The following is a 23,365-nucleotide window of genomic DNA, read 5'->3' as shown; positions in this document are numbered from 1 at the left end:
TCGTGGAAAACAACAATGAAAGAGGGAAACTTTGTTCCCAAAGACACCTCCTTTGACGCCCTGGTGGGGGGGCTGGGCCTCGAGGTCCTCCGCCCTTCCCCCCGGCCCGTCCTCTACCTCCTCCCGGCGCCCAGGCCTCTCCTCTCCCCCGAAGGGGCCCTCCTCCTCTTCCGGCCCCAGGAGGGGCTTTACCGCTACCGCAACGCCGCGGGCTTCCTCCTCCCGGAGCCGGACCCCGAGCTTTTGGCCTTCGCCGAGCGGGAGGGCCTGGGCTTCGCCCTCTACCCCCCCTGGCTCAAGCGGGAAAGCCTGGAGCGGGCCCTCGCCCTCCGCCTCTTCGCCCTGGCCCCCGGGATGGCCCTGGCGGGGTTACTGGACCTCTTCCTGAAGCTCCCTGAACGCGCCCTTCTGGAGGTCCTGCACCAGGCCACGGGGCTCGCCCTGGCCCACGTGGCCCCCTGGGGGGAGGTCCTGGGCTTCGCCGGGCCCGTCCCCGCCCGGCACCCCAAGGAGCCGGGGACGGGGCGGGGCTGGGCGGCCCTCGAGGCGGGGGAGGGCCTCCTCGTGGCCTACGGGGAGGAGGAAGACCTCCTCCGGGCCTGGGGGCTTTTGGAGGTGGCGGCGCGGCTCTTAAGGCTCCGCGCCCGGGAGCGGAGCGTGGAGCGCATGCAGGAGGAGACCCTGGGGGGGGCCCTATTGGAAGGGCTCATCCTGGGCGAGGCCGACCCGGAAAGGCTCTTCGCCTTCGGCTTCGTGGAGGGGGTGGAGTGGGTCCTCGCCCTGGTGGAGCCGCCCGCCGTCTTGGGGCGGCACCGCCTGGCGGAAGAGCGGAGGCGGGAGGCCACCCTGGAGCTCCGCCGCCGCGTTGGGGCCTACCTGGACCGGCTCGGCGTCCCCTACCTCCTCACGGCCCGGGGAAACCGGGTGGCCGCCATGTGGCAGGTGCACAACCCGAGGCGGGAGGCGGAGCGCCTCCTTCAGGCCCTTCCCCCAGGAAGCCGCCTGGGCTACTCGGCGGTGCACGCCGGCGGCGAGGTCCAGGAGGCCTACCGCGAGGCCCTCATCGCCCTCAAGGCCGCCCGTCCCGGCGAGGCCCTCTCCTTCGCGGGCCTTGACCCCGTGGCCTTCGTCCTCCTGCAGCAATCCCCTGAGGACCTCAAGGCCCTGGTGGAGCGCTTCCTCCCCCTCCCCCCTAAGCTTCTCCGCACCCTGGAGGTCTACATGGAAAGCGCCACCCTGGAGGAGGCGGCCCGTGCCCTCCACGTCCACCCCAACACCCTCCGCTACCGCCTGAAGCGGGTGGAGGAGCGGATCGGCCCCTTGAGCGCCCCCGAGACCCTGGCCCGGGTCCACCTGGCCCTCAGGGCCCGCTCCCTCCTCGCCGGCTGAGCCGGGGGAGGAGGTAGCGCTCCACCGCGTAGCGGAACCCCTCGGGGCCCGGCGCCGGCGTGGCCAGGACCCCCTCCGGGGGGTCCCTCCGGCCCACGTAGACCGCCAGGTCCACGGCCCGGAAGAGAGGAAGGTCGTTCAGGCTGTCCCCAAGCCCCACGGCGAAGCGGGCCTCCTCGGGGTCGGGCCACAGGGCCCTGAGCCGGGCCGCCGCCCGGCCCTTGTCCGCCCCCTTGGCGGCGTGGTAGAAGCGCCCCCCGTGGGTCCACTCCAGCCCCACGGCCTCCAGGGCCTCAAGAACCGCCTCCACCTCCTCGGGGCAGAGGACCAGGGTCTCGTCGTACTCCCGCGCCTTGGCCCGCCGCGCCGCCTCCGGGGAAAGCCCCGTGAGGCGGGCCACGGCCTCTGCGGTGAGGTCGCCGTAGCCCAGGATGGGCCGCCCCGCCAGGGCCTCGGCCTCCCTTAGCCTGGCCCGCACCTTCCGGTAGGGCCAGGCCAGGGAAACCACCCGGTAGCCCCCCTTGGGCCTTCCCGCCCGCACGGGCCAGTCGCGGGGGAGGTAGAGGCCTCCCCCGTTTTCCACGATGAAGGGGGGCTCGAGGCCCAAGGCCTCCACCTCCTTCCGCGTCTTGGCCGTGACCGGGACCACGGGCACCCCCAGGGCCCGGAGGCGCTCCAGGGCCTCCCGGGCGGGGCCGAGCTCTCCCCGCTCGTCCAAGAGGGTTCCGTCCAAGTCGGTGAAGACGATCATGGCACCCGGAAGCGGGAGAGGTGGCCCCGAAGCGCCTTGCGCACCGCCTGGAGGTCCAGGCTGGAGAGGGGCGGGTAGAGGACGGGAGGCGGGGGCTCCTCCCCGGGAGCCAAGGCGCCTGCGGCCTGGAGCTCCTCCAGCACGCTCTGCCGCACCTCCTCCGTGGCCAGCTTGGAGTGGTACACGGTGGCGAGGCAGGCGAGGAGCATGTCGCGGATGTGCTCGTCCCCCTTGTTCTCGTGGAGGTGGGGGTTCCGGGTCTCAATCTGGAAGATCTCCACCCCGTGCTGCAACACCTCCTCGTCCTCCAAGGGGAAGACCCCGCCGTAGAGCTCCAAAAGCGAGACCAACTCCTGGGGCTCCACGGCGTAGCCGGAGGCCAAGGGGAGGCGGAGGGCCAGGCCGAGGCTCATGGCGTGCTCCCCGGCGTTCGCCGTCTTGACCACGTCCGTCTCAAAGCCGCTCACGCCGCCGATGAGCTGGTTGAGGGCCCGGTTGTTCCGCTCGGAGACCCGGCCGTAGCGGCGGAAGACCACCCCTTCGTCCTCGGTGAGCTTCGGCTTGTAGCGCCAGAGGATGCGCACCATGGCGAAGGGCGTCTTGGCCATGAGGAAGCCCGCGGCGTAGGCCCGGACGTACTCCCAGACGGCCCCAGGGAAGTAGTTGTCGGCGTCAATGAAGCCCACGTAGCGCCTGCCGGAAAGGGCGGCGAAGACCAAGGCCAGGATCATCCCCTCCGCCTTCCCGCTCCGTACGAGGCCATCCTCCCCAATGGGGTGAGGGTAGCCCCCTGCCCGCAGGGCCTCGGCAAGGGCGGGGTCCTTCTGGTGGAAGATGAGGGCCGGCCGCTCGGTGAGGTGGGCGAACTCCTCCAGGAGGTCCCGCTCCATCTGGAAGCGGTCGGGGCTGCTGTTGGAGGCCACGAGGATGAGGGCCTCGTGGGGGATCCCGGAGAGGACGCCTTCCAGGAGCTTCAGGCGCTCGTTCCGCGTGGGCACCACGATGGCCGTCTGCTCCAGGACGTCCCTGAGGTCGGCGTCGTCCAGCCGGCGGAGCCCCACGGCCGGGGACTCGTCCCGCACGCGCCCGGAGTCCAGCTCCAAAATGCGTTGCACCTCGTGGAGCCGGACGACGCCGAAGCGCTCGGTGTGGTTGGGAATCTCCAGACGCATGCCCCCAGTGTACAAGGCTCTCCTAGTGATTTTATTCACGATTTATTCGGCTTGTGACTTCTCTCCCCGCTAAACGCCCGCGCACCCGGTGGTGAGGCTCCGCCCCGGGGTGCGGAGGAGGTTGCGCCAGGCAAGCCCGAGAAGGGTCATCCTTCCTCCAGCTTGGCGAGCAGGAGGGGAAACTCCCTCTCCAAAAAGGCGTAGAGGTCCCGCACCTCCCGCAACCGGGGGTTCTCCCCGACGAGGGCCAGGCCGCGCTCCGCAAGCTCCCGGAAGCGCCCCAGCATCCTGGCCTGCTCCTCCAGGATCCGCCGCCAGGCCCCGGGGCGCACGGTGTAGCGGTCGGCCCGCTCCCCCGGGCGGCGGAACCGCTCCACGAGGTGAAGGCGCACCAAATAGCCCAGGGCCGGGCTCAGGGCCCCTTTGCTCACCCCCAGGGCCTGGGCCACCTCCTTGGCCGTGGGCTCGGGGGGGTCGGCCACCAGGAGGAAGGCCAGGGCCCGGCCCGCCATCCGGGGTACGCCCCCGGCCTCAAAGAGGCGGGCCGCCTCTTCCACCCAGCGGGCGAGGTGAGGGTCCACGCCCGCAGGATAGAAGGTTCGGAAAGTTTGGTCAAGTGTGAACACTCGGAACTCAGAGGGGCGATATGTGATAAACTTCACGATTACTCCCGCTCGTGCTTTTTCTCTCCCCTTGCGGCTACAGCTCCACCAGGTCCACCCGCTCCAAGACGGGAAGGGCCCTCAAGGCCTCCAGGACCTCGGGGGAGGGCTTCTGGTCCACGGTGAGTACGAAGAGGGCCCGGCCGCCCGGCACGTCCCGCCCGAGCTGCATCCCGGCGATGTTCACCCCCGCCTCCCCCAAGAGGGTCCCCACCTGGCCCACCACCCCGGGGCGGTCGTAGTTGACGCAGACCAGCATGTACCCCTCGGGCACCACCTCCAGGGCGTAGTCGTCAATGCCCACGAGGCGGGGCCTTCCCCCGATCACCACCCCCCGGGCCCGCCGCTCCTCCTGGTCGGTGGAGAGCCTGGCCTCCACGAGCCGGGTGTACTCCCCCGCCTCCTCGGAGCGCAGGGTGGTGAGGTGGATGCCCCGGTCCTTGAGGAGGGGCCTCGCCGAGACCAGGTTCACCGCCCCCTCCCCCAGGACCCGGGCGAGGAGGCCCTTGGCCACGGCGCTGGCGATGGGCTCGGGATCCTTCTCAAACTGGCCCAGGAAACGCACCTCCAGGGCCTCGGGGCGGCCCCGGGTGATCTGGGCGAGGAGCTTGCCCAAGGCCTCCCCCAGGGGGAGGAAGCCCTTCAAGGCCTCCAGGGCCTCGGGGTCAAACCCGGTGTTCAGGGCGTAGGAGAGGTCCCCCTCCAAGGTGCGCACCACCCTTTCCAAGATGGCCTCCCCCACCCTTTCCTGGGCCTCGAGGGTGTTCGCCCCCAGGTGGGCGGTGTGGACCACCCTGGGGTGGTGGATGAGGGGGTGGTCCTTGGGAGGCGGCTCCTCGGCGAAGACGTCCAGGCCCACGGCGAAGAGGTGGCCCTCCTCCAGGACCTCGAGGAGGGCCTTCTCGTCTATGATCCCGCCCCGGGCCGCGTTCACCACCACCGCCCCCCGGGGAAGCAGGTAGAGCTCCCTCCGGCCGATCATCCCCCGGGTCTCCTCGGTGAGGGGGGTGTGGACGGTGAGGAAGTGGCTCTGCCGGAGAAGGTCCTCGAGGTTTTCCAAAAGCTCCACCCCGAGGCTTTCCGCCCGGGCCTTGGGGATGTAGGGGTCGTAGGCCAGAACCCGCATCTCAAACCCCTTGGCGAAGCGGGCCACCTGGCTGCCGATGCGGCCCAGGCCCACGATCCCCAGGGTCTTTCCCTTGAGCTCAAGCCCCAGGAACTTCCGGTCCCACTCCCCCTGGCGCAGCTTCCGGTCGGAAAGGGCGATGCCCCGGGCGGCGGCGAGGAGGAGGCCGAAGGCGAGCTCGGCGGCGGAGCGGGTGTTGGCCTCGGGGACGTTCACCACCAGGATCCCGAGGCGGCTTGCCGCCTCGAGGTCCACGTTGTCCACCCCAACCCCGCCCCGGCCCACCACCTTAAGGCGCTTCCCCCTCTGGAGAAGCTCCGCGTCCACCCGGGTGCGGCTTCGGGTGATGAGGGCATCGTAAGCGGGGATGATCTCCAAAAGCTCCTCCCGGCCGATCCCCGGGCGGTAGTCCAGGATCACCCCCGGGTACCGCACCTCCCCCAGGCGCATGTCGTCCGAGACCAGGACCCTCCACATAGGGCCAAAAGTAGCACCAAGCGGGGCCCAGGGCAACTTCCCCCCTACACTACACCCGTGGTATCCTCTCTCGCGAAGGTGCGGCCATGCGCATTACCCTTGTAACCGACTCCACCTCCGACCTGCCCCAGGACCTAAGGGGGCGCCTCGGCGTCCGCGTGGTGCCCCTCTACGTGAACCTGAGCGGGGCCATTTACCGGGACTGGGAGGAGATCACCCCCACCGAGATCTTCCAGAAGGTCCGGGAGGGCGCGGCCTTCCCCACCACGAGCCAGCCCTCCCCCGAGGACTTCGCCCGGGTATACCGGGAGGCCCTGGAGGAGGCCGACCACGTCCTCTCCCTCCACATCTCCGGGAAGCTTTCGGGGACGGTGCAGTCGGCGGAGCTGGCCGCCCAGGAGTTCCCGGGGCGGGTCACGGTGGTGGACACCCAGGCCGCCTCCCTGGGCGTGGGCATGATGGTCCTCAGGGCCAAGGAGCTCCTGGAGGAAGGCCAAAGCCTGGAGGCGGTCCTCGCCGAGCTTGAGCGCCTCCGCCGGGACCACTTCGTCCGCTTCAGCGTGGCCACCCTGGAGTTTCTGAAGCGGGGCGGACGCATCGGCGGAGCCCAGGCCTTCCTCGGAACCCTCCTCAACCTGAAGCCCGTTCTCACCCTGAAGGAGGGCCGGGTGGAGGCCGCAGGCCGCGCCCGGGGGGAAAAAAAGGCCCGGGAGGAGATCCTCAAGGCCTTCCGGGCCTGGGCGGAGGGCCGGAAGCGGATCCGGGCCTACTTCCTCTACAGCGGGGACGAGGACGCGGTGGCGGCGCTCCGCCAAGAGGTCCTGGCCTCCGGCCTGCCCGTGGAAGAGGCCCTGGTGAACGAGCTCGGCGCGGTGATCGCGAGCCACACGGGACCGGGAACCTATGGCTTCTACGCCTACAGCCTCTAGCGTGGCCTTCGTGGCCGACTCCACCCTCGGCCTCTCCCCCGAGGAGGCCAAAAGCCTGGGGATCCACGTGGTGCCCCAGCAGGTGCTCCACCGGGGGCGCTCCTTCCGCGACCTGGTGGAGATCGCCCCCGGGGAGGTCCTTCGCCTTCTTTGCAGCGGGGAGAGGCTCACCACGAGCCAGGTGGCCCCGGAGGACCTGAGGAAGCTTTACGAGGCGTTGCTCAGGACCCACGGGCGCGTGGTCTCCGTCCACGTCTCGGGCCTCCTCTCCGGGACGGTGGACACCGCGAAAAAGGTGGCCCAGGCTTTCGGGGACCGGGTCAAGGTCCTGGACTCCTGGTCCCTAAGCGGCGGCCTCCTCCTGGTGCTGGAAAGGGCGCGGCGGCTTCTGGAAGAGGGGGTGGCCTGGGAGCACCTGGAGGAGGCCCTCGCCCCTTACCGCGAGCGGGTCCGGGGGTACGTCCTTCCCGCGACGCTGGACTACCTCCACCGCTCCGGGAGGATCGGCGGGCTGCGGCGCTTCGTAGGGGGCCTCCTCCGGATCCTTCCCGTCCTCGAGGTCCGGGAGGGCCGGGTCCATCCGGGGCCCCGGGTCCGGGGCTTCGCCGAGGGGATACGCAAGGTGGCGGCCCTCTTCCGCCGGGACTTTCCGAAAGAGGCCCGGGTCTACCTGGCCCACGCGGAAAACCCCGAGGGGGCCAAGGCCCTGGGCGAGGCCCTGAAGGCCGAGGGGGTTGAGGTCCTGGGGGTCCTCCCCGCCGGAGCGGCGGTGAGCGTGCACACGGGGCCCGGCACGGTGGCGGCCTTCGCCGGGCCCAGGAGGTGAGGCGTGCGGGCGGTGGTGCAGCGGGTCTCCGAGGCCTTCGTGGAGGTGGAGGGCGAGGTGGTGGGGAGGATCGGGCTGGGCCTCCTCGTCCTCCTCGGGGTGGGCCAGAAGGACAGCCTCGAGGACGCCCTCTACCTCGCCCGCAAGATCGTCAACCTCCGGGTCTTCCCCGACGCCCAGGACAAGATGAACCTCTCCCTTAAGGACGTGGGAGGGGAGGTGCTCCTGGTCAGCCAGTTCACCCTCTACGCCGACACCCGGAAGGGCAACCGCCCCTCCTTCGCCAAGGCCGCCCCGCCCGACCAAGGCAAGCGGCTCTACGAGGCGGCCCTCGAGGCCTTCCTCCAGCAAGGGGTGCACGTGGAGACCGGGGTCTACGGGGCCCACATGCGGGTCCACCTGGTAAACGATGGCCCCGTCACCCTCTTCCTGGACTCGGAGGAACGCTTCCGCCCACGCTGAGGGGCGCCGTTTGACCTTTGCCCCCGTTACCGGGTAAACTAGCAGGAACGCCCCACTCGGCGTGGAGTAAAAGATGGAAAAGATTCAACCCAAAGACTGGATTCCCCTTATCAAGCCCTACACCAAGCCCAGCGTGGCCCGGAGCCTCCGCCAGGTGGCCGACACCCTCCTTCCCCTCCTCGCCCTCTTCTACCTCGCCCACAAGGCCCTCTCCGTCTCCCTCCTCCTCGCCCTGGCCCTGGACTTCGTCGCGGCTCTCTTCCTGGTGCGCCTCTTCATCCTCCAGCACGACGCCGGGCACGGCTCCTTCTTCCCCAAGAAGTGGATGAACGACCTCCTGGGCTTCTTCGCCGGGGTCCTCACCCTGGTGCCCTACCACCACTGGCAGCTCTCCCACGCCCGCCACCACGCCACGAGCGGCAACCTGGACAAGCGGGGCGTGGGGGACATCTACACCATGACCCTGGAGGAGTACCTGAAGGCCACCCCTGGGGAAAGGCTTAGGTACCGTCTCTACCGCAACCCCTTCGTCATGTTCTTCCTGGGGCCCATCTACGTCTTCATGCTCTCCTACCGCCTGCCCTTGGGCTACGGCTCGGAAAAGCCCTCGGTGCGCAACTCCGTGGCCCTCACCAACCTCTTCCTGGTCCTGCTTTGGACGGGCATCTACCTCGGCTTCGGCCTCAAGACCCTTCTCCTCGTCTACCTCCCCATCCAGTACTTCGCCGGTATGGTGGGCATCTTCCTCTTCTACGTGCAACACCAGTTTGAGGACGCCTACTGGGAGCACGACCCCCGCTGGGAGCACCTCAAGGCCGCCATGGAGGGGAGCACCTACCTCAAGCTCCCCAGGGTCCTGCAGTGGCTCACCGGGAACATCGGCTTCCACCACATCCACCACCTGGCCCCCAAGATCCCCAACTACCTCCTCCCCGAGGTGCAGGAGAAGGTGGACCTGGTGAAGGTGGCCCCCACCGTGACCCTCAAGGACGCCTTTCGCATCGCCTTCGCCGACATGCACCTCCACGACGAAAAGCGCCGCAAACTCGTGGGCTTCAAGGAGGCCCACCGCCTTCTGCGGGAGGGAAGCGCCGCCCACGAGGGTGTATAAAAGAAGGCATGCGGCGCGTCTTGGTGGCGGGCAACTGGAAAATGCACAAAACGCCCTCCGAGGCCAGGGTGTGGTTCGCCGAGCTCAAGAGGCTCCTTCCCCCCCTGCAGTCGGAGGCCGCCGTCCTCCCCGCCTTCCCCATCCTCCCCGTGGCCAAGGAGGTGCTGGCCGAAACCCAGGTGGGCTACGGGGCTCAGGACGTCTCCGCCCACAAGGAGGGGGCCTACACGGGGGAGGTTTCGGCACGGATGCTTTCCGACCTCGGTTGCCGCTACGCCATCGTGGGCCACTCGGAGCGAAGGCGCTACCACGGGGAGACGGACGCCCTGGTGGCGGAGAAGGCCAAGAGGCTTCTGGAGGAGGGGATCACCCCCATCCTCTGCGTGGGGGAACCCTTGGAGGTGCGGGAAAAGGGCGAGGCCGTGCCCTACACCTTGAGGCAACTCCGGGGGAGCCTCGAGGGGGTGGAGCCCCCTGGCCCAGAGGCCCTCGTCATCGCCTACGAGCCCGTGTGGGCCATCGGCACGGGCAAAAACGCCACCCCCGAGGACGCCGAGGCCATGCACCAGGCGATCCGCAAGGCCCTTTCCGAGCGGTACGGGGAGGCCTTCGCGAGCCGGGTTCGCATCCTCTACGGAGGAAGCGTCAACCCCAAGAACTTCGCCGACCTCCTCTCCATGCCCAACGTGGACGGGGGGCTCGTGGGCGGGGCGAGCCTGGAGCTGGAAAGCTTCCTCGCCCTCCTCAGGATCGCGGGTTAGGGAAGTACCCGGATGGTCCCCTCCTGCGCCACCATGTGAAAGTGCCGGTCCAGGCTTAGGACCAGGCCCCCATTCCGCTCCGCCATGGCGACAACCGCGGCATCGGCGAAGCCCAAGGGCAGGTCCCGGTACCGGGCCAAGGAACAAAAGCCCAGGCCCCCGCACGTCTAAAATGGCTCCGTGGCCCTGGATTTCCCGGCAAGCCCCCTGGCTCCTGTCCTCCGCCTCCTGGAGGAGGGCAGGGACCGGGAGGCGGAAGCCCTCCTCCAAACTCCCCAAGAAGGCCTCCCAGAGGCCGAGCGCCTGGGGGAGGACCTGGAGGTCTGGGAGGCCCTCTTGGAGAGGCTACCCTCCCAGGATCCCCGCCGCCCCATCGCCCGGGCCCGGGTGGCAAGGCTCAGGGGGGAGTGGGGCCTTAGAGCCCCGGCCCCGGAGGCAGGCAGCAGGGGACGAAGCACTGGGGAAGGACCCCAGAGCCCCCGAGGAGGTCAAGGAGAAGCCACAAGAGCCGCACGCCTGAAGGCTACCCCGGCCCACGTAACCTCCGCGTAACGCCCTAGCGTCTTTATGAGAGCTTCCTGAGTTACGCGGGCGTTACCTTCCTCTTGCTACCCTGAGGCTAACCCGTAAGGGGGTGAAGGAGATGCTCAAGGAAGTGCAGGAGGTCAAGGTCGGCGGCCGGATGCGGCGGATCCACGTGAGGCCCTTCGCCTGGAGTTCAAGAGTGCCCTTGGCGCTCCTGGTCGTTCTCTCTGGTCTTTTTGCGGGCTGCGGGCGGGGAGCGGCAACCGCAACGCCTTCCCAATCCCCCGATCAATCCGCTGCCTGGATGGAACTCGCCCCCGGAATCCGGTACCGGGAGGGGGAGGGGAGGGTTTCCCTGGATATAGCGCCACCTCTTTTGAGCGAGGAAAGCGTGCGGAAGTTCGCTGAATACGCCCAGGGAAGGATGGCCCAAGCCACCTCCGAGGAAAAGGCATTCTGGGAGGAACAGCTGCGCTTTGTGAAGGAGCAGCAGGCTCTTTGGTCCGACGAGGAGCTTGTGGTAAGCGTCCTGGAAAGGGCCTTCTTGGAGAGGATCCCTCTCCCCCTGAAGGAACCGCAACGCCAGGAACTTAGGGCGAAGCTGGGGGAAATTGTGGGGCAGATGAAACGGTACGGTCCGGAGAACCTCCCTGGGGGTGGAGACTTCCAGGGTTTGCCCCCGAAGCTCAAGACCTCTGATGGGGGAATGGTGGTGGGTCTGGATACTTTTCCCCTCCTGGTCCAGCACCTGGGCCCCCAGTCCCTTTTCCCGTCCTGTAGCTTGGCGGCCTCGGCCATGCCCACCACAGCCTCTCCTGGGGCTAAGGCCTACGCTTTCGCCAGCTGCTCTACGGGCAGCATCATCTGGGGCCAGGTGGAAACCCGGACCAGCGCCAAGGCGGCGAACGACTGGCCTCCACCCTGCTACGACTCGGGTTGGCCCACTTCCCAGTGCATGAGTGTGGCCTACGGAAGCACGGGGTGCTACAGCTCAGCCTGGGCGGGGTACTATTACCAGTGGACAGATCTTAGGATTTACTCAAGCAGGCGTTCTTCGTCCAACTCCAGGTGTTTTTAAACGTGCAGGCGAGGCAGAGCCGGCACCTCGCCCCTGCACGGGCTAGGGAAAGGAGGTGAGGAGGATGCGGTGGGTCGTGAAGCCTGGACTGCGTATAGCTCCTAGCGGCGACTGTGGCTACAATTGTGGGCAGAATTCGGGCTGCGTCCACAACACCAAGCTTTGGTAGCTGAGGCCTAGGTAAGGAGGCCAAGGTAGCCTGCGCAGCGAAGAAGTCAAGGCACCTTGGCCTCACACTCCGGAATAAAGCGATGAACCGGTTCCAGTGGTTGGCCGAAGTAAGGTTGATGTTGGAGCACTACAAGCTATATTGGCTCAACTTCCTCTCCGGAATGTTGGCAGATGTACTGTTTTTCTATGCCATCTTAATCGGCTTGAAAAGCGTAACGAAGACATCTTTATCAGACCTAGACCTAGGCTCTCTGCTCGCCTTATACGGTGTCTCCGAATTCGCAGGGGCCCTTTGGCGAACATTTGCTTTGAATATTTTGAACGAGAGCATGCTTGGGACCATAGAGCACCTCTCTCTAGCAAGAGGAGGGCTACTTACCCAGTTAACGGTAAGGGCCTTTGTCCTTGGCCTAAACGGGGGGCTGTATGCCGCCGCGGTGCTCCTAGTGCTCTACTGGGTGAGCGGCATTTCCTTCCAACCCTCCTGGTGGTGGCCGCTTGGTGTGTTGGCCTTCTTTCCAATAAACCTCGGCTTAGCTTTCCTCATGGGATCCTTGGGACTTCTCTTTAGGCGGGTAGATAACCTTTTTATTGTGCTCAATTTCATACTGCTCCCCTACTTTCTTTCCCTCACCCAATGGCAGCCCTACATGGCCTACCTCCCCTTCGCCCCAGGGGCCCACCTGGTGCGGCTTGGGCTCACGGGCGGGGAGTTTGACCGGGAGATCTTCCTCCTGGCCCTCCTCCAGGGCCTCCTCCTCTTCGGGGCGGGCCTTTGGGCCATGGCCTACATGTACCGCCTAGTCCGCAGGCGGGGTATATTGGGGAGGTTCTAGGGGGCATGGTGCTCTGGCAGCTCTGGAGCGAAATCCTTCTTGACTGGAGCCTTACCAAGCGCTACTGGTTTGACACCCTGGCGGGGCTTCTGGCCTCCGTCCTCTTCTTCTACTCCATGGTCCTCGGCCTGGAGAACCTGACCCCCGAGGGGCTGGCGAGCCTGGGCCTGGACCTGGGCCCCCTCCTCCTGGTCTTCGCCGCCTTCAACCTGGTGGTGGGCACCTTCCAGTCCATCGCCTATTCCGTCCAGTCCGAGGCCGCCTTAGGCACCCTGGAGCACCTGGGCCTGGCCCGAGGAGGGCTTCTCCGGCAGCTTCTCCTGCGCGCCCTCGTGCAGGGTCTCGCCGGCATCACCTTTAACCTCCTTACCCTTCTTCCCCTGGTTCTCCTCCTCGGGGTTAGGCTCACCCCCGCCTCCTGGTGGCCCCTGGGCCTTTTGCCCCTGTACCTCGCCGCCTTGGGCTTCGCCCTCGGCATGGGGGCCTTGGCCCTCCAGTTCAAGCGGGTGGAGGGCTTCTTCACCATCGTCCAGTTCCTCTTCCTGCCTTACTTCTTCTCCCTGGTCCGGTTTGAGCCCTGGATGACCCACCTGCCCTTTGCCCCGGGGGCCTACCTCCTCCGGCTCGCCTTCACAGGGGAGGAGGTTTCTCCGGGGCTTCTCCTCCTGGCCCTGGTCCAAGCCCTCCTCTTCCTCGGGGCGGGGCTTTTCGCCATGGCCTGGGTCTACGCGGCGGTGCGGCGGAGGGGCCTATTAGGGAGGTACTGATGCGGCTTTTGGTGCAGAACGTCCACAAGCGCTTCGGCAAGCTGGAGGCCCTCAAGGGGGTGAGCCTGGAGCTTGGGGCCGGGGAGATCCTGGGCCTTTTGGGCCCCAACGGGGCAGGCAAGACCACCCTCATCAAGGTCGTCCTCGGCCTCCTCCTCCCCGATGGGGGAGAGGTGGTCCTGGAGGAGGGCGGGGCGCGGCGCAGACCCCAGGGCCACGAGTTCGGCGTCCTCCTGGAGGGAAGCCGCAACCTCTACGTCAACCTGAGCCTCCTGGTGAACGCCCTCTACTTCGGGGGCATCCGGGGGCTTCCCCCAAAGGAAGTCCGCCCCCGGTTTGAGGCCTGGCTGGAGCGCTTCGGCCTAAAGGACCGCCTCCACGCCCCTCTCGCCTCCCTCTCCCGGGGCATGCAGCAGAAGGCGGCCCTGGCCCTGGCCCTCGCCCTCAAGCCCCGTTTCCTCCTCCTGGACGAGCCCACCCTGGGCCTGGACCCCGTGAGCCGGAGGGAGTTTGAGGGGATCCTCCTGGAGCTTAAGAAGGAGGGCTGGGGCATCCTCCTCACCTCCCACGACCTCGAGGTGGTGGAGCGGGTGAGCGACCGCGTGGCCTTCCTCCACCGGGGGGAGGTGCGGCGGCAGGGCCCCACCCGGGTCCTTCTCCGGGAGTGGGCCGGGGAGGGGTACCGGGTGCGCCTCGCCGAGCCCAAGGCGGAGGCCCTCCTCCAGGCCTTAGGCCCCGGCTGGAGCGCGGAAGGCCCCGAGGTCCTCTTCTTCCTCGGGCCGTGGGAGGCGCTACGGGAGGCCTTGGGGGCTTTCCCCGTGGAGGTCCTCGAGGTCTCCCGGGGGACGCCGAGCCTCGAGGCCCTCTTCCTCCACCTCTTCGGGGAGGCCCGCCCTTCCCCCAGCGCATAACCTTGCGCTACCCTATCCCCATGCGCCTCCACCCCCGCACCGAGGCGGCCAAGGAGAGCATCTTCCCCAGGATGAGCGGGCTCGCCCAGCGCCTGGGCGCGGTGAACCTGGGCCAGGGGTTTCCCTCTAATCCCCCGCCTCCCTTCCTCCTGGAGGCGGTGCGGCGCGCCTTGGGCCGCCAGGATCAGTACGCCCCCCCGGCGGGGCTTCCCGCCCTTAGGGAGGCCCTTGCCGAAGAGTTCGCCGTGGAGCCCGAAAGCGTGGTGGTCACCTCCGGGGCCACGGAGGCCCTCTACGTCCTCCTGCAAAGCCTCGTGGGCCCGGGGGACGAGGTAGTGGTGCTGGAGCCTTTCTTTGACGTCTACCTGCCGGACGCCTTCCTGGCGGGGGCCAAGGCCAGGCTTGTGCGCTTAGACCTCACCCCTGAGGGCTTCCGCCTGGACCTTTCCGCCCTGGAGAAGGCCCTCACCCCAAGGACCCGGGCCCTCCTCCTCAACACCCCCATGAACCCCACGGGCCTCGTCTTCGGGGAGAGGGAGCTAGAGGCCATCGCCCGCCTCGCAAGGGCGCACGACCTCTTCCTCATATCCGACGAGGTCTACGACGAGCTCTACTACGGGGAGAGGCCAAGGCGCCTTAGGGAGTTCGCCCCGGAGCGCACCTTCACCGTGGGGAGCGCAGGGAAGCGCCTCGAGGCCACGGGCTACCGGGTGGGCTGGATCGTGGGGCCCAAGGAGTTCATGCCCCGCCTCGCGGGGATGCGCCAGTGGACGAGCTTCTCCGCCCCCACGCCCCTCCAGGCCGGGGTGGCGGAGGCCCTGAAGCTGGCGAGGAGAGAGGGGTTCTACGAGGCCCTGCGGGAAGGCTACCGGAGGAGGCGGGACCTCCTCGCCGGGGGGCTTAGGGCGATGGGGCTTAGGGTCTACGTCCCCGAGGGCACCTACTTCCTCATGGCCGAGCTTCCCGGGTGGGACGCCTTCCGGCTCGTGGAGGAGGCGCGGGTGGCCCTCATCCCCGCCTCGGCCTTCTACCTTGAAGACCCTCCCAAGGACCTCTTCCGCTTCGCCTTCTGCAAGACTGAGGAGGAGCTTCACCTCGCCCTGGAGCGCCTGGGGCGTGTGGTAAACTCCCCCCGTGAAGCCGAAGGTGGTGCGGTATCTGGATGAAGGGGAGTTCCCCCTAGCGGAGGAAGAAGCCCTGAGGCTCTACCGGGCCATGCGCCGGGCCCGGTTTTTTGACGAGAAGGCCCTCACCCTCCAGCGCCAGGGGAGGCTTGGGGTCTACGCCCCCTTCATGGGCCAGGAGGCGGCCCAGGTGGGGGTGGCCCTGGCCCTGGAGGAGAGGGACTGGGTCGTCCCCTCCTACCGGGAAAGCGCCATGCTCCTCGCCAAGGGGCTTCCCATCCACACCCTCATCCTCTACTGGCGGGCCCACCCTGCCGGCTGGCGCTTCCCCGAGGGGGTCAGGGCGGTGAACCCCTACATCCCCATCGCCACCCAGATCCCCCAGGCGGTGGGGCTCGCCCTGGCCGGGCGGTACCGGGGGGAGGACTGGGTGGTGGCCACCTCCATCGGGGACGGGGGGACGAGCGAGGGGGACTTCCACGAGGGGCTGAACTTCGCCGCGGTCTTCGGCGCCCCCGTGGTCTTCCTGGTGCAGAACAACGGCTACGCCATCAGCGTCCCCAAAAGCCGCCAGATGAAGGTGGACTACGTGGCGAGGCGGGCCGAGGGGTACGGGATGCCGGGGGTGGTGGTGGACGGGAACGACGCCTTCGCCGTGTACCTCGAGGCCAAGAAGGCGGTGGAGAGGGCCAGGAAGGGGGAGGGCCCCACCCTCCTCGAGGCCCTCACCTACCGCCTCGCCCCCCACACCACCTCCGACGACCCCTCCCGCTACCGCAGCAAAGAGGAAGAGGAAGCCTGGCGGGCCAAGGACCCGATCCTCCGCCTGCGGAAGGCCCTGGAGGGGCGGGGCCTCTGGGGCGAGGAGGCGGAGAAGGCGCTTCTTCTTGAGCTTGAGGAGGAGTTCCAGAGGGAGCTCGCCCTGGCCGACGAAGCCCCCGAGCCCAGGCCCGAGGAGATCGTGGAGCACGTCTACGCCGAGATGGGCCCCGACCAGAGGCGGGCCTGGGAGGCCCTCAGGCGAGGCCTCCACGTGGAGGAGGTGGAGTGATGCGCGTCCTCAACATGGTCCAAGCCATCAACGAGGCCCTGGACCTGGCCCTTTCCCGGGACGAGCGGGTTTTGGTCTTCGGGGAGGACGTGGGGCGGCTCGGGGGGGTCTTCCGGGTCACGGAGGGCCTGCAGGCGAAGTACGGGGAGAAGCGGGTCTTTGACACGCCCCTGGCGGAAAGCGGCATCCTGGGGATGGCCATCGGGCTCGCCATGGGGGGGATGCGTCCCGTGGCCGAGATCCAGTTTGCCGGGTTTTTGTATCCTGCCCTGGACCAGATCCTCTCCCACCTCGGCCGCTGGCGGCACCGCTCCCGGGGACGGGTGGGGCTTCCCGTGGTGGTGCGGGCCCCTTACGGCGGGGGCGTCCACACCCCGGAGCAGCACGCCGACTCCCCCGAGGCCCTCCTCTGCCACACCCCGGGGGTCAAGGTGGTGATCCCCTCAAGCCCGGAAAGGGCCAAGGGGCTTCTCCTTTCCGCCATTGAGGACGAGGACCCCGTGTTCTTCCTCGAGGCCATCAAGCTCTACCGGGGCGCGAGGGCGGAGGTGCCGGAAGGGTACTACACCCTGCCCCTGGGGAAGGCCCGGGTCCTTAGGGAGGGAAAGGCGGCCACCTTAATCGGCTACGGGGGCATGGTGGAGGTGATGCTGGAGGCGGCGGAGGTGGCCCAAAGGGAGGGGGTGGAGGTCACGGTGGTGGACCTGGAGACCCTGGTCCCCCTGGACGAGGAGACCCTCCTCGAGGCCGTGCGGGCGACGGGCCGGGCCATCGTGGTCTACGAGGCCATGCGCACCGGGGGCTTCGGGGCGGAGATCGCGGCCCGCATCGCCGAAGGGGCCATAGACTACCTCCAGGCCCCGGTTCTCCGGGTGGCGGGCTACGACGCCCCTTACCCGCCCTTCAGCGCCATTGAGCACCTCTACCGGCCAAACGCGAGGAGGGTCCTCGCCGCCTTGAGGAAGGCGCTAACCTACTAAGGAGGAGGCCCCATGGTCAAGACCCGCCTGACGGCCGAGGAGTTCTTCGCCCTGCCTCTAGAGCGGGGGGAGCTTGTGGACGGGGAGGTCCGGGAGGAGAGGCCGCCCAAGCCGGAGCACGGAAGGATCGCTTTGCGGATCGGTTACCACCTGATGCGTTGGCTGGAAGAAACGGGGCGCGGCGTGGCTGGGGTGGAGGGGGGGTTCGTCCTCCGCCGGGATCCCGACCGGGTGCGAAGCCCCGACGTCTGGTTCCTCTCCCACGAAAGGCTCAAGGAGGTGACCCGGGAGGGGTTCTACGAGGGGGCCCCGGACCTCGCCGTGGAGGTGGTCTCCCCCGGGGAGGAGGCGGAGGGGGTTTTGGCCAAGGTGCTGGACTACCTGGAGGCGGGGGCCAAGGCGGTGTGGCTGGTCTACCCCGAGCTCAAGGCGGTGGAGGTCTACGGGCGGGGCGGGGAGGGGAGGCTTCTTCGCGCCCACGAGGTTCTGGAAGGAGGAGAGGCCCTACCGGGCTTCCGGTTGCCCTTGGAGGCCCTTTTCGGCCAGTAAGCCTGGGGAGCGCACTTTAGGTGCGCCAGTTGCGCATTATGTCGGGGGCTTGGGGAGAGCGTTCGGGCTGTCTAGTTACTATCAGTCTTATAAGTGATGCTCAACTGTCAACAATACACTTGACATTAGGCCAACAGTAACCCATCATGCACTTATGAGAGCGCCCTTGGCCCGGACCCCGGTCCTGCGGGACCTCATGCGCACCGATCTCGTGGTGGTAGGGCCCCAGGTGCCCCTGGGGCAGGCCCACCGCCTTCTGGTCCAGACGGGGGTGCGCTACCTGCCCGTGGTGGACGGGGGCCGTTACCGGGGCATGGTGGGGGAGAGGTACCTCCGCCCCTTCCTCGCCCCTTGGGCCCCCGCTTCGGTGCAGGCCCAGTGGGAAGCTCCTGTGGCCCGCTTCCTCCAGGAGTTCCCCAAAGCCCACCCGGAGGAGTCTCCCGAGGAGGCGGCCTTCCGCATGGAGGCCGCCCGGGTGGGCGCCCTTCCGGTGGTGGAAGAGGAGGTCTTGGTGGGCCTGGTCACGGCCTTTGACCTGCTCAGGGGTCTCCTGGACCACTTACGCCCTGGGGCCCCGGCAAGCCCCCTCGAGGTCCTGGTGCCGGACCTTCCCCGTCTGAGGGCGCTTTTGGAGGCCTTGGAAGCCACCCGGACGCCCCTCCTCGGCCTCCACCTTTTCCGGGAGGCGGGGGGCCTGGGCTTCCGGACGCTTCTCTACGTAGGGGCCTTGGATCTGAGGCCGCTATTGGCCCACCTCGAGGCCCTGGGGCTTAGGCCCATTCGCCCCTAGTCCGCCAGGCGGATGAGAACCACCCCCACCGCCACCAGGGCGATGCCGAGCCACCCCTTGGGGGAGATGGCCTCCCCGAAGAAAAAGGCCCCGATGAGGGCGATGGCCGCCGTCCCCACCCCGGCCCAGACGGCGTAGGCCAGGCTCAGGGGAACGGTCTTCAAAGAGAGGCTTAGGAAGTAAAAGGCGAGGCCGTAGCCCCCCACCACCACGAGGCTCGGGAGGAAGCGGCTGAAGCCCTGGGAGGCCTTGAGGGCGCTGGAAGCCAGGATCTCGGAGAGGATGGCGAGGAAGAGGTAGGTCCACCCGCTCATCCCTCCAAGGCTACCCTTTCCCGGGGGAAAGCCGCTAGAGTGGGGGGCATGGAGCGGCCCATCTCCGAGGCCTACTTCCAGGAGGCGAAGCGGCACATCCCGGGCGGGGTGAGTAGCCCGGTCAGGGCCTTCAAGGCCGTGGGCGGCACCCCCCCCTTCCTGGTGCGGGGCGAAGGGGCCTACGTCTGGGACGCGGACGGGAACCGCTACCTGGACTACGTGATGAGCTGGGGGCCCTTGATCCTGGGCCACGCCCACCCCAAGGTCCTCGCCCGGGTGCGGGAGACCTTGGAAAGGGGCCTCACCTTCGGGGCGCCAAGCCCTCTGGAGGTGGCCCTGGCGAAGAAGGTCAAGCGGGCCTACCCCTTTGTGGACCTGGTGCGCTTCGTGAACTCGGGGACCGAGGCCACCATGTCGGCCCTCCGCCTCGCCCGGGGGTATACGGGAAGGCCCTACATCGTCAAGTTCCGGGGGAACTACCACGGCCACGCGGACGGCCTCCTGGTGGAGGCGGGCTCAGGGGCCCTCACCCTGGGCGTCCCCTCCTCCGCCGGGGTGCCCGAGGAATACGCCAAGCTCACCCTGGTCCTGGAGTACAACGACCCCGAGGGCCTGCGGGAGGTGCTGAAGCGGCGGGGAGAGGAGATCGCCGCCATCATCTTTGAGCCCGTGGTCGGCAACGCCGGGGTCCTGGTCCCCACGGAGGACTTCCTTAAGGCCCTCCACGAGGCCAAGGCCTACGGGGTCCTCCTCATCGCCGACGAGGTGATGACGGGCTTCCGCCTGGCCTTCGGCGGGGCCACGGAGCTTCTCGGCCTTAAGCCCGACCTCGTCACCCTGGGGAAGATCCTGGGCGGGGGGCTTCCCGCCGCGGCCTACGCGGGGAGGCGGGAGATCATGGAGAAGGTGGCCCCCCTGGGCCCCGTCTACCAGGCGGGGACGCTTTCCGGGAACCCCTTGGCCATGGCGGCGGGGCTCGCCACCCTGGAGCTCTTGGAGGAGAACCCCGGCTACTACGCTTACCTAGAGGACCTGGGGGCCAGGCTGGAGGCGGGCCTGAAGGAGGTTCTCAAGGAGAAGGGGCTTCCCCACACGGTGAACCGGGTGGGCTCCATGATCACCGTCTTCTTCACGGAAGGCCCCGTGGTCACCTTCCAGGACGCCAGGCGCACGGACACGGAGCTCTTCAAGCGCTTCTTCCACGGCCTCTTGGACCGGGGTATTTACTGGCCTCCCTCCAACTTTGAGGCGGCCTTCCTCTCCGTGGCCCACAGGGAGGAGGACGTGGAAAAGACCCTCGAGGCCCTGAGGAAGGCCTTGTAGAATGAAAGGGATGCGCTACACCGTCGTCTTACGCCCCGACCCGGAGACCCCAGGGGTGTGGCTTGCTGAGGTGCCCGCCCTGCCCTGGTGCGCCACCTTCGGCCACTCCCCGGAAGAGGCCCTGGAAAACGCCAAGGACGCCTTGGAAGCCGCCTTAGAGGCCTTGGAAGCCTTGGGGGAGGCCCCGCCTCCCGATGTGACCGTGGCCCAGATTTCCCTGGATGCCGCCTAAGACCTCCGAGGTGGCCCGGAAGCTTGAGCGGCTAGGTTTCAAGCCGCTCCCCCGTCGGGGCAAAGGGGGACACCGGGTCTACGTGCACCCGGACGGCCGAAAGGTGGTGCTGCCCCTGCACTCCGGCGAGATACCTTGGGGTCTTTTTAAGACCGTTCTGAAACAAGCGGGGATCACCGAAGAGGAGTTTCGCCGGGCGTGAACCTTAAAGACCCCATCTGCGCCATCGCCACCCCCCCCGGGAAGGGGGCCATCGGGGTGGTGCGGCTTTCCGGCGAGGGCGCCCTGGAGATCGCCGCAAGGGTGTGGCGGGGTAAGGACCCGAGGCGCCTTAAGGGCGGGCGCTTCGCCCTGGGCGAGGTGGTGGACCCTAAGACGGGGGAGGCCATTGACCAGGCGATCCTCCTCGTCTTCCGCGCCCCCCGTTCCTACACGGGGGAGGACCTGGTGGAGTTCCAGACCCACGGCTCTCCCGCGGTGCTCCGCCGGGTGATGGAGGTCCTGGTGGCGGAAGGGGCAAGGCCCGCGGGGCGCGGGGAGTTTACCTTTCGCGCTTACCTGAACGGCAAGATGGACCTGGCCCAGGCGGAGGCGGTCTTGGCCCTCATTGAGGCGGAAGGGGAGCTTGCCCGGAGGCAGGCCCTGAGGGCGCTGGAGGGGGCCCTTTCCCGCCGGATTGAGGCCTTGGAGAACCGGCTTCTAAACCTCCTCGCCCACATCCAGGCCCTCCTGGACTACCCCGAGGAGGGGGTGGAGCCCCTGGAGGCGGAAAGGACCATCCGGGAGGTCCTCGCCGAGGTGGAGGCCCTCCTCGCCCAGGCCAAGGCCTCCCGCCTGGCCCAGAAGGGGGCCAGGCTCGCCCTCATCGGGGCCCCCAACGCCGGGAAGAGCAGCCTCCTCAACGCCCTTTTGGGGTACGAGCGGGCCCTCGTCTCCCCCATCCCCGGAACCACCCGGGACTACCTCGAGGCCCCCCTGGAGCTTTTCGGCATCCCCCTCGTGGCCGTGGACACCGCCGGGGTGCGGGAGACGGAGGACCCCGTGGAGCGGATGGGGGTGGAGAGGGCCTTAGGAATCGCCGAGGAAGCCGACCTGGTCCTTTACGTGGTGGACCGCTCCCAGCCCAAGCCCGCCCCGCCCCCCCTGCCTTGGGCGAGGACGCTGAAGGTGGCCACCAAGAGCGACCTTCCCCCGGCCTGGGAGGACCCGGAGTTCCTCCCCGTCTCCAGCCTCACGGGAGAGGGTCTGGACCGGCTCAAGGAGGCGGTAAGGGAGGCCCTTTTGGGGAGGGAGGGGGGGGAGGTCCTCCTCACCGAGCGCCAGGTGGAAGCCCTCCTCCGGGCTAGGGAGCGCCTGGAGGAGGCCCTCTCCCTCCCCGAGGACCTCATGGGCCTCGCCCTGGAGGAGGCGGCCCGGGCCCTCGCCCTCCTCACGGGCAAGGAGGTGGCGGAGGAGGTGGTGGCCCGGGTCTTCCAGAACTTCTGCGTGGGGAAGTAAACCCCGTGCCGGTCTGCGCCGGCATGGGGCCCCGGCAAAACAACCGCCCGCTCCTGGCTCAGTGGCGGAAGTGGCGCACGCCGGTGAAGACCATGGCGATCCCCGCCTCCTCCGCCGCCCTGATGGAGTCCTGGTCCCGCACGCTCCCCCCGGGCTGGATGATGGCGGCGATGCCGTAGGAGGCGGCGAGGCGGACCACGTCGTCAAAGGGGAAGAAGGCGTCGGAGGCCAGGACGGCGCCCTTGGCCCTTTCCCCGGCCGCCTCCAGGGCGTGCCGGGCGGCGGCGAGGCGGTTCGTCTGCCCCACCCCGATCCCCAGGGTCATCCCCCCCTTGGCCACCACGATGGCATTGGAGCGCACGTGCTTCACCACCTTCCAGGCGAAGCGGAGGTCGGGCCACTCCTCCGGGGTGGGGGCCCTCTCCGTGACCACCTTGGGCTCCGCGGGGTCCTCGGTGTCCGCGTCCTGGAGGAGCACCCCGCCCCGGAGGCGCCTCAGGTCCAGGTAGGGCCCTTGGGCAGGGAAGGGCACCTGGAGGAGGCGGAGGTTCTTCTTCCTGGCGAGGACCGCCCGGGCCTCGGGGCTAAAGGAGGGGGCGAGGACCACCTCCAGGAAGACCTCCGCCAGGGCCTCCGCCGTGGGGCCGTCCAGGGGGCGGTTGAAGGCCACGATGCCGCCGAAGATGGAGACGGGGTCGGCCTCGTAGGCCTTCCGGTAGGCCTCCAGGGGGGTCTCCCCCAGGGCCACGCCGCAGGGGTTCTGGTGCTTCACGGCCACGCAGGCGGGCTCGGCGAACTCGGACACCAGGTTCCAGGCGGCCTCGGCGTCCAGGTAGTTGTTGAAGCTCATGGCCTTCCCCTGAAGCACCTGGGCCTCGAGCAGAGGCCCCCTCTCCCCCACCACCCGGTAGAGGGCCGCCTCCTGGTGGGGGTTCTCCCCGTAACGCAAGGAGGCCTCCCGCCTGAGGGCCAAAAGCTTCTCCTCGGGGAACTTCTCCCCGGAAAGCCACTCGGCGATGGCGGCGTCGTAGAGGGCGGTGTGGGCGAAGGCCTTGCGGGCGAGCTTTTGGCGGAAGTCCGGGGAGGGCCCCGCCTTGAGCGCCTCCAGGACCCGGGGGTAGTCCTCGGGGTCGCACACGGGAAGCACCGCCTGGTGGTTCTTGGCCGCCGCCCGGAGCATGGCGGGGCCCCCGATGTCAATCTGCTCCAGGGCCTCCGCAAAGGAGGCCCCCCGGGCCACCGTCTCCCGGAAGGGGTAGAGGTTCACCGCCAAGACCCCGATGCGCTCCAACCCCAAGGCCTTAAGCTCCTCCTCCTGGTCCGGGCGGGCGAGGAGGGCGGCGTGCACCTTGGGGTGGAGGGTCTTGACCCTCCCCTCCAGGATCTCGGGAAAGCCGGTGAAGTCGGAGATGTAGGTCACGGGAAGCCCCGCCTCGCGGAGGGCGCGGTAGGTCCCCCCCGTGGCGAGGAGGCGGAAGCCAAGCTCCGCAAGCCCCCGGGCGAAGTCCACGATCCCCCGCTTGTCCGCGACGGAAAGAAGGGCCCACATAG

At 68.4% G+C, this 23,365-nt stretch carries 25 protein-coding genes; 19 read left to right on the top strand and 6 right to left on the bottom strand.

Translation table 11 applies throughout. From position 1 onward, the window contains the following. Positions 1–15: 15 nt before the first annotated feature. On the top strand, positions 16–1,389 hold the full coding sequence (locus TTH_RS04860; protein WP_164926049.1) for a PucR family transcriptional regulator: 1,374 nt from the start codon (positions 16–18) through the stop codon (positions 1,387–1,389). On the opposite strand, the gene mpgP is transcribed toward TTH_RS04860, so the two are convergent. The 4 genes from mpgP to serA form a co-directional block, all read right to left on the bottom strand. Next, on the bottom strand, positions 1,361–2,140 hold the full coding sequence (mpgP, locus tag TTH_RS04855) for a mannosyl-3-phosphoglycerate phosphatase (RefSeq protein ID WP_011228324.1): 780 nt from the start codon (positions 2,138–2,140) through the stop codon (positions 1,361–1,363). The genes TTH_RS04860 and mpgP overlap by 29 nt on opposite strands. Next, positions 2,137–3,312 (bottom strand): mannosyl-3-phosphoglycerate synthase, encoded by a 1,176-nt coding sequence (mpgS, locus tag TTH_RS04850; protein WP_011228323.1) that lies wholly within the window; start codon positions 3,310–3,312, stop codon positions 2,137–2,139. The genes mpgP and mpgS overlap by 4 nt, the downstream gene beginning before the upstream one ends. Positions 3,313–3,458: 146 nt before the next feature. After that, positions 3,459–3,893, bottom strand: a complete 435-nt coding sequence (locus TTH_RS04845; RefSeq protein WP_011228322.1) for a GbsR/MarR family transcriptional regulator — start codon at positions 3,891–3,893, stop codon at positions 3,459–3,461. A 118-nt stretch (positions 3,894–4,011) separates the two neighbouring features. Further along, complete coding sequence (serA, locus tag TTH_RS04840; protein WP_011228321.1) at positions 4,012–5,577, bottom strand: phosphoglycerate dehydrogenase; 1,566 nt, start codon at positions 5,575–5,577, stop codon at positions 4,012–4,014. Positions 5,578–5,663: 86 nt separating this feature from the next. Between serA and TTH_RS04835 the strand changes: the two genes are divergently transcribed. From TTH_RS04835 to TTH_RS04765, 14 genes are all read left to right on the top strand, one after another. Beyond that, positions 5,664–6,506: a DegV family protein gene (locus TTH_RS04835; RefSeq protein WP_011228320.1), complete on the top strand. Its 843-nt coding sequence runs from the start codon at positions 5,664–5,666 to the stop codon at positions 6,504–6,506. Position 6,507: 1 nt separating this feature from the next. Further along, positions 6,508–7,332 (top strand): DegV family protein, encoded by an 825-nt coding sequence (locus TTH_RS04830; protein WP_011228319.1) that lies wholly within the window; start codon positions 6,508–6,510, stop codon positions 7,330–7,332. Positions 7,333–7,335: 3 nt separating this feature from the next. After that, complete coding sequence (dtd, locus tag TTH_RS04825) at positions 7,336–7,794, top strand: D-aminoacyl-tRNA deacylase (RefSeq protein WP_011173028.1); 459 nt, start codon at positions 7,336–7,338, stop codon at positions 7,792–7,794. Positions 7,795–7,867: 73 nt separating this feature from the next. Next, positions 7,868–8,905, top strand: a complete 1,038-nt coding sequence (locus tag TTH_RS04820; protein WP_011228318.1) for a fatty acid desaturase — start codon at positions 7,868–7,870, stop codon at positions 8,903–8,905. An 8-nt stretch (positions 8,906–8,913) separates the two neighbouring features. Further along, entirely contained in the window at positions 8,914–9,666 is a 753-nt protein-coding gene (gene tpiA / locus TTH_RS04815; protein ID WP_011228317.1) for a triose-phosphate isomerase, read from the top strand. A gap of 643 nt (positions 9,667–10,309) precedes the next feature. Continuing rightward, positions 10,310–11,269: a hypothetical protein gene (locus tag TTH_RS04805; protein ID WP_011228314.1), complete on the top strand. Its 960-nt coding sequence runs from the start codon at positions 10,310–10,312 to the stop codon at positions 11,267–11,269. Positions 11,270–11,520: 251 nt separating this feature from the next. Beyond that, complete coding sequence (locus TTH_RS11515; RefSeq protein ID WP_011228313.1) at positions 11,521–12,276, top strand: hypothetical protein; 756 nt, start codon at positions 11,521–11,523, stop codon at positions 12,274–12,276. A gap of 5 nt (positions 12,277–12,281) precedes the next feature. Further along, on the top strand, positions 12,282–13,043 hold the full coding sequence (locus tag TTH_RS04795; RefSeq protein ID WP_011228312.1) for a hypothetical protein: 762 nt from the start codon (positions 12,282–12,284) through the stop codon (positions 13,041–13,043). Then, on the top strand, positions 13,043–13,954 hold the full coding sequence (locus TTH_RS04790; protein WP_011173018.1) for an ABC transporter ATP-binding protein: 912 nt from the start codon (positions 13,043–13,045) through the stop codon (positions 13,952–13,954). Before TTH_RS04795 ends, TTH_RS04790 begins: the two co-directional genes overlap by 1 nt. A gap of 20 nt (positions 13,955–13,974) precedes the next feature. Then, a complete protein-coding gene (locus tag TTH_RS04785; protein WP_011228311.1) occupies positions 13,975–15,120 on the top strand; it encodes a pyridoxal phosphate-dependent aminotransferase in 1,146 nt (381 codons plus the stop codon). After that, entirely contained in the window at positions 15,089–16,129 is a 1,041-nt protein-coding gene (gene pdhA / locus TTH_RS04780) for a pyruvate dehydrogenase (acetyl-transferring) E1 component subunit alpha (protein WP_011228310.1), read from the top strand. The genes TTH_RS04785 and pdhA overlap by 32 nt, the downstream gene beginning before the upstream one ends. Next, a complete protein-coding gene (locus TTH_RS04775) occupies positions 16,129–17,109 on the top strand; it encodes an alpha-ketoacid dehydrogenase subunit beta (protein ID WP_011228309.1) in 981 nt (326 codons plus the stop codon). Before pdhA ends, TTH_RS04775 begins: the two co-directional genes overlap by 1 nt. A 12-nt stretch (positions 17,110–17,121) precedes the next feature. After that, a complete protein-coding gene (locus TTH_RS04770; RefSeq protein ID WP_011228308.1) occupies positions 17,122–17,658 on the top strand; it encodes a Uma2 family endonuclease in 537 nt (178 codons plus the stop codon). Positions 17,659–17,812: 154 nt separating this feature from the next. After that, complete coding sequence (locus tag TTH_RS04765) at positions 17,813–18,448, top strand: CBS domain-containing protein (protein ID WP_011228307.1); 636 nt, start codon at positions 17,813–17,815, stop codon at positions 18,446–18,448. On the opposite strand, the gene TTH_RS04760 is transcribed toward TTH_RS04765, so the two are convergent. Further along, the gene (locus TTH_RS04760; protein WP_011228306.1) at positions 18,445–18,762 is read right to left on the bottom strand and encodes a DMT family transporter; all 318 of its coding nucleotides are present in this window, start codon (positions 18,760–18,762) and stop codon (positions 18,445–18,447) included. The two genes, TTH_RS04765 and TTH_RS04760, sit on opposite strands and share 4 nt — an antisense overlap. 48 nt (positions 18,763–18,810) lie before the next feature. Between TTH_RS04760 and hemL the strand changes: the two genes are divergently transcribed. The 4 genes from hemL to mnmE are packed head-to-tail and all read left to right on the top strand — an operon-like array spanning position 18,811 to position 21,814. Continuing rightward, positions 18,811–20,085 carry a glutamate-1-semialdehyde 2,1-aminomutase gene (gene hemL / locus TTH_RS04755; RefSeq protein WP_011228305.1) on the top strand — a complete coding sequence of 425 codons (1,275 nt, stop codon included), beginning with the start codon at positions 18,811–18,813 and terminating at the stop codon, positions 20,083–20,085. 10 nt (positions 20,086–20,095) lie between these two features. Continuing rightward, positions 20,096–20,317, top strand: coding sequence for a type II toxin-antitoxin system HicB family antitoxin (locus TTH_RS04750; protein WP_038039534.1), 222 nt, complete (start codon positions 20,096–20,098; stop codon positions 20,315–20,317). Further along, positions 20,307–20,519: a type II toxin-antitoxin system HicA family toxin gene (locus TTH_RS04745; RefSeq protein ID WP_011228303.1), complete on the top strand. Its 213-nt coding sequence runs from the start codon at positions 20,307–20,309 to the stop codon at positions 20,517–20,519. The genes TTH_RS04750 and TTH_RS04745 overlap by 11 nt, the downstream gene beginning before the upstream one ends. After that, a complete protein-coding gene (mnmE, locus tag TTH_RS04740) occupies positions 20,516–21,814 on the top strand; it encodes a tRNA uridine-5-carboxymethylaminomethyl(34) synthesis GTPase MnmE (RefSeq protein WP_011228302.1) in 1,299 nt (432 codons plus the stop codon). Before TTH_RS04745 ends, mnmE begins: the two co-directional genes overlap by 4 nt. 58 nt (positions 21,815–21,872) lie before the next feature. Here mnmE and purH read toward each other — a convergent pair whose 3' ends face one another. After that, entirely contained in the window at positions 21,873–23,363 is a 1,491-nt protein-coding gene (gene purH, locus TTH_RS04735; RefSeq protein WP_041443404.1) for a bifunctional phosphoribosylaminoimidazolecarboxamide formyltransferase/IMP cyclohydrolase, read from the bottom strand. Positions 23,364–23,365 lie beyond the last annotated feature (2 nt).

It is taken from the genome of Thermus thermophilus HB8 (assembly GCF_000091545.1).
Lineage (GTDB): Bacteria > Deinococcota > Deinococci > Deinococcales > Thermaceae > Thermus > Thermus thermophilus.
This window is presented reverse-complemented; position numbering and strand designations above follow the sequence as displayed.

Excerpts from the sequence above, each read along its gene's own strand:
- TTH_RS04785 (WP_011228311.1), top strand. The coding sequence starts at position 13,975 with ATGCGCCTCCACCCCCGCACCGAGGCGGCCAAGGAGAGCATCTTCCCC.
- TTH_RS04820 (WP_011228318.1), top strand. The coding sequence starts at position 7,868 with ATGGAAAAGATTCAACCCAAAGACTGGATTCCCCTTATCAAGCCCTAC.
- hemL (WP_011228305.1), top strand. The coding sequence starts at position 18,811 with ATGGAGCGGCCCATCTCCGAGGCCTACTTCCAGGAGGCGAAGCGGCAC.
- TTH_RS04775 (WP_011228309.1), top strand. The coding sequence starts at position 16,129 with ATGCGCGTCCTCAACATGGTCCAAGCCATCAACGAGGCCCTGGACCTG.
- TTH_RS04790 (WP_011173018.1), top strand. The coding sequence starts at position 13,043 with ATGCGGCTTTTGGTGCAGAACGTCCACAAGCGCTTCGGCAAGCTGGAG.
- TTH_RS04795 (WP_011228312.1), top strand. The coding sequence starts at position 12,282 with ATGGTGCTCTGGCAGCTCTGGAGCGAAATCCTTCTTGACTGGAGCCTT.
- TTH_RS04760 (WP_011228306.1), bottom strand. The coding sequence starts at position 18,762 with ATGAGCGGGTGGACCTACCTCTTCCTCGCCATCCTCTCCGAGATCCTG.
- TTH_RS04765 (WP_011228307.1), top strand. The coding sequence starts at position 17,813 with ATGAGAGCGCCCTTGGCCCGGACCCCGGTCCTGCGGGACCTCATGCGC.
- TTH_RS04745 (WP_011228303.1), top strand. The coding sequence starts at position 20,307 with ATGCCGCCTAAGACCTCCGAGGTGGCCCGGAAGCTTGAGCGGCTAGGT.
- TTH_RS04860 (WP_164926049.1), top strand. The coding sequence starts at position 16 with ATGAAAGAGGGAAACTTTGTTCCCAAAGACACCTCCTTTGACGCCCTG.
- TTH_RS11515 (WP_011228313.1), top strand. The coding sequence starts at position 11,521 with ATGAACCGGTTCCAGTGGTTGGCCGAAGTAAGGTTGATGTTGGAGCAC.
- mpgS (WP_011228323.1), bottom strand. The coding sequence starts at position 3,312 with ATGCGTCTGGAGATTCCCAACCACACCGAGCGCTTCGGCGTCGTCCGG.
- TTH_RS04770 (WP_011228308.1), top strand. The coding sequence starts at position 17,122 with ATGGTCAAGACCCGCCTGACGGCCGAGGAGTTCTTCGCCCTGCCTCTA.
- mpgP (WP_011228324.1), bottom strand. The coding sequence starts at position 2,140 with ATGATCGTCTTCACCGACTTGGACGGAACCCTCTTGGACGAGCGGGGA.
- serA (WP_011228321.1), bottom strand. The coding sequence starts at position 5,577 with ATGTGGAGGGTCCTGGTCTCGGACGACATGCGCCTGGGGGAGGTGCGG.
- tpiA (WP_011228317.1), top strand. The coding sequence starts at position 8,914 with ATGCGGCGCGTCTTGGTGGCGGGCAACTGGAAAATGCACAAAACGCCC.
- TTH_RS04750 (WP_038039534.1), top strand. The coding sequence starts at position 20,096 with ATGCGCTACACCGTCGTCTTACGCCCCGACCCGGAGACCCCAGGGGTG.
- purH (WP_041443404.1), bottom strand. The coding sequence starts at position 23,363 with ATGTGGGCCCTTCTTTCCGTCGCGGACAAGCGGGGGATCGTGGACTTC.
- TTH_RS04835 (WP_011228320.1), top strand. The coding sequence starts at position 5,664 with ATGCGCATTACCCTTGTAACCGACTCCACCTCCGACCTGCCCCAGGAC.
- TTH_RS04805 (WP_011228314.1), top strand. The coding sequence starts at position 10,310 with ATGCTCAAGGAAGTGCAGGAGGTCAAGGTCGGCGGCCGGATGCGGCGG.